General features: G+C 62.3%; 4 protein-coding genes. All 4 read left to right on the forward strand.

The features are described from left to right. Positions 1-1,249: alpha/beta hydrolase family protein (locus JNL55_RS03645; protein ID WP_293849396.1), on the forward strand; the 1,249-nt coding region annotated here is incomplete at its 5' end. A gap of 67 nt (positions 1,250-1,316) precedes the next feature. Further along, the gene (locus JNL55_RS03650; RefSeq protein WP_293849399.1) at positions 1,317-1,892 is read left to right on the forward strand and encodes an RNA polymerase sigma factor; all 576 of its coding nucleotides are present in this window, start codon (positions 1,317-1,319) and stop codon (positions 1,890-1,892) included. 10 nt (positions 1,893-1,902) lie between these two features. After that, positions 1,903-2,898 carry a FecR family protein gene (locus JNL55_RS03655; protein ID WP_293849402.1) on the forward strand — a complete coding sequence of 332 codons (996 nt, stop codon included), beginning with the start codon at positions 1,903-1,905 and terminating at the stop codon, positions 2,896-2,898. Between the two features lie 19 nt (positions 2,899-2,917). After that, positions 2,918-3,932: TonB-dependent receptor plug domain-containing protein (locus JNL55_RS03660; protein ID WP_293849405.1), on the forward strand; the 1,015-nt coding region annotated here is incomplete at its 3' end.

Below are 3,932 nucleotides of genomic sequence, written 5' to 3' on the forward strand. Positions count from 1 at the left end.
CGCGCCCTCGGCTCTGTGGGCCACAGACTCGCGCTCGGTCATTTTGGTGAACACGCTGCTACCGCTGGACGCGGCAGGCGTGCAGCCAACCGCTGCCATCGTGGAAACGGACTTATCGGGCAACTTGCGTCGCAAGATCACGGCGCTCAACTCTTACTGGAACGACACGAGTTTCGTGCGAGTGTCCTCGGTGGACCGGCTCAAAAACGACACGCTGATGCTGCATCGAGCGAACGTCGATGGACCGCTGCCTGCATGGAGCTATCGAGCGGTTGGCGGCACGTGGCGACGGATCGAGCAAGCCGCCTGCAACGGCGGGATTGTGCTGACCATCGAGGAGAGCCTGAATGTTGCACCGGATGTCGTGGCAACCAATTGTCGCGGCACTCTGAAAGCCAAAATCTCTGATCTGAATCCGTCGTTCCGCGAGCTTTCGCCTAGCACCGCGGAAGTCGTCGACTGGGTCGACTCGCGCGGCCGTGCTTGGCGAGGTGGGCTGTTACGTCCCGTGCGCCTGATGCCGGGCCAGCGATATCCGCTGGTCATCCAAAGCCATGGATTCTGGCCATCGCGCTTTCTGCTCGACGGCACGCACTCACTGACCGCTGAGCCTTTCACCACCGGCTACGCGGCCCGCGCGCTCGCGGCACGCGACATGTTCGTCTTGCAGATGGAGGATCACTTCGACGAGCGCAATACGCCCACCGAAGCCGAAGCCCATCGCGCCGGATTCGAAGCGGCAGTAACCGCGCTCAGCGCTCGCTTACCGATCGATCCGCAACGCGTCGGCTTGATGGGCTTCAGCCGCTCGGGCTACTACGTTCAAGACACGCTGACTCACTCGCAGCTGCCATTCGCTGCCGCCCTGCTGGCGGACCCACTGGACATGGGCTACCTGAGTTATTGGCTGGGATGGAATCAGTCTGGCCGCGGGCGGCGACAAGAATACGAGGCAGTGACCGGCTGCGCGCCGGTCGGGGATTGCCTGGAGCGCTGGCGCAACTCGCAACCGACGTTCAATATCCCCGCCATCGTTAGCCCCGTGCGACTGGAAGTCATCGGGCCCGCCTCTTTGCTGGCGAGCTGGGAACTGTACGCCGGCCTTCGCAGCCTGGCCAAACCGGTCGATATGAACTACCTGCCCGAGGGCGCGCATGTGCTGATCCGGCCCTGGGAGCGGCTTGCCTCCCAACAGGGCGCCGTCGAGTGGTTCGAACGCTGGCTGAACCCGCCTGCGCCGGTGCCGTGACGTTCCAAGGTTCACATTCGGGCGCCTGGTTCGTTACAAGCATCATGGGTAACTGGGCAACGAACCGATGACTTCGGACGCGAACTCGCCACGTGCGCGCGCGGAAATGGCCCTGGTCTGGGATCGGGATCAGGCCAAAGCGGACTTCGTGTCGCAACTGGCGCGCAGTCACCAGACTTCCCTGCAACGCTTCATCTTCGCCAAGGTCCGGTGCGAGGAGACCGCGAGCGAACTCGCTCAAGAATCTTTTCTCAAGTTGCTGTCCATGCCGGCCCCGCAGCGCCTGGAGCATCCACGCGCCTATCTGTTCCAGATCGCGAACAACCTGGCGCTGGATCGGGTGCGCCGCGACCGTCTCAAGGTGATCGACCCGGCCGCCGTGCTCCAGGAGCAGGACTGCGAAAGTCCCGCGCCTTCGCAGGAAGAGGAGCTCAACTACCGGCAACTCTACGGCGCCTTCATGGCGGCCTATGACGCGCTTCCGGTGAAATGCCGTGAAGTGTTCTACCTGCGCCGCTACGAGAATCTGGCGGTGTCGCAGATCGCCAGTCGCCTGCACATCTCAACCCGCATGGTGCACAAACACCTGGCTCACGCCATGGCATGCCTGAAGAGCAAGCTGCTCGCCCCGATCGAGGACTGAGGATACGGACATGCAAGCAGACAAGATCGATGAATGGTTCAGCATCATGCATTCCGGCGAGACGCAGGCTCGCGATCAACTGCTGTTCGAGAAATGGGCCAGCGAGAACCCCGATCAGTATCTGCGTTACCGGGAACTCGAAGCATTGTGGGATGTAGCCGGCGACTTGCAGCCACCCTCGCCGTTCGCCGCCGGGCCGCCGCAACTCGAGATTGAAAGACACCGCGCATCAGGCCGAGATCACCGCTGGGTCGTCGGGTGGAGCCTGGCCGCAGCGGTCGTGTTGGCGGTGGTCGGTGTGCTTTTTTTCACTCGAGCCGCCGACATCGAGCACTACGCCACGGCGATGGGCAGCCCGCAGCTGATCCAACTGCGCGATGGCTCTCAAGTTCATCTCAATGCACGCTCCAGCATGGAGATCCAACTCAACTCCGATCGACGCGACATTCGGCTTCGCTCTGGCGAGGCGCTGTTCACCGCGGCTCACGATCCCAAGAGGCCGTTTATCGTCAGCGCGGCCAATGGCGAAGTCCGCGCCATCGGCACGGTGTTCGAAGTCGACATCCACGATTTGTTCGTACGCGTCGCCGTCATCGAAGGCGTGGTCGAGGTCACCCGTCACGATCCCTTCACCCGAGCCACGCGAAAAATCATCGCTCGCGCCGGCGAGGCGGTGACCTACAGCGCCGTTCCGGAACAAACAACGGATAGCGCAAGCCTGCAGCTCGCTGCTCTCGGCAACATCGACGATGTCGCCGCCTGGCGCAACGGCCAACTGATCTTCGACGGTGCGACCCTCAGTGAAGTCGTTCGCGAACTCGGCCGATACACCGACCGGGAACTAGTGATCACCGAGGCTGCATTGGAAACCCTGCGCGTCTATGGAATCTTCGACGCTCACGACACCGATGCGGCACTGGCCTCCATCGAGCACGCCTTGCCGATACGCGTCACGCGCAGTAGCGACGATCTCCGGGTATTCTTGAGCAGCCGGCCTTCCGGCTAGCAGGAACAGCAGCGTACCGATGCACCCCACCAAGCCGCTTGCACACGTACTGCTAGCACTGGTGTTTGGTGCCTTGCTAGAGGGTGTGGTTGCGAGTCGAAGCCAGGCCGCCGAGGCCGAACCGCAATATGCTTTCGATCTTGCCGCCGGGCCGCTGCGCAATGCGCTGATTGGTTTCGCTCGACGAACGCATTTGCAAGTGGTCTACACCGACCCGCAGATCGCCACGACCAGAACGCCCGGCGTGCGTGGGCATATGTCGGCACGCGGTGCACTGTCCACTCTGCTGACAGACACCGGACTGACCTTCGAGATCGACGGCCGCAGTGTGCGCATCTTCAAAGCGCCACGCCAAGGCCCGACTCGAGCCTCGCCCAACACGCAGCCTCTACAGCAAGCTACGGTCGAGGAGTTGGTGGTGCTTGGGGTGGATCCCCGCCGTTACGACATCGCGGCCTCGGACACGTTGACAGGATTCCCGCTGAGCTTTCTCGACTCGCCCCGGTCCGTGGAAATCATCCCGGAACAGGTACTGCTCGACCAGAAAGCACTCGACCTTGCCGAAGCGCTGCAGAACGTCACCGCGGTCACTTTCAGCGACGGTTTCGGCGGCACCAACGATGATTTTCTGGTGCGAGGCTTTCGTCGCAACTCGGTCTATCGCGACGGCTTCAGGCGCGGCAGCATCTTCCGCATCAACACCGTCAATGTCGACCGCATCGAGATCATCAAAGGGCCGGCTTCCATCGCCTTCGGCCAGCTGCCGCCGGGCGGCGTGGTCAACGTCGTCACCAAGAAACCGCTGCTCGAAGCACGCACCATCGTCGAAGGTCGCCTCGCTTCACACGACACGCGATTCGCGCTACTCGACAGCTCGATTCCATTCGAGCAACACAACGCGAGCGTACGAGTGAATCTGTCCTGGCACGAAGCGCAATCGTTCCGCGACTTCACCGACATCGAGCAAGGAGTATTCGCGGCAGCATCGCGATGGGATCCCACACTAAACACGCAGGTGACGGCAAGCTACGAGT

The organism is Steroidobacter sp., from assembly GCF_016790065.1.
In the GTDB taxonomy this organism is placed as follows: domain Bacteria; phylum Pseudomonadota; class Gammaproteobacteria; order Steroidobacterales; family Steroidobacteraceae; genus Steroidobacter.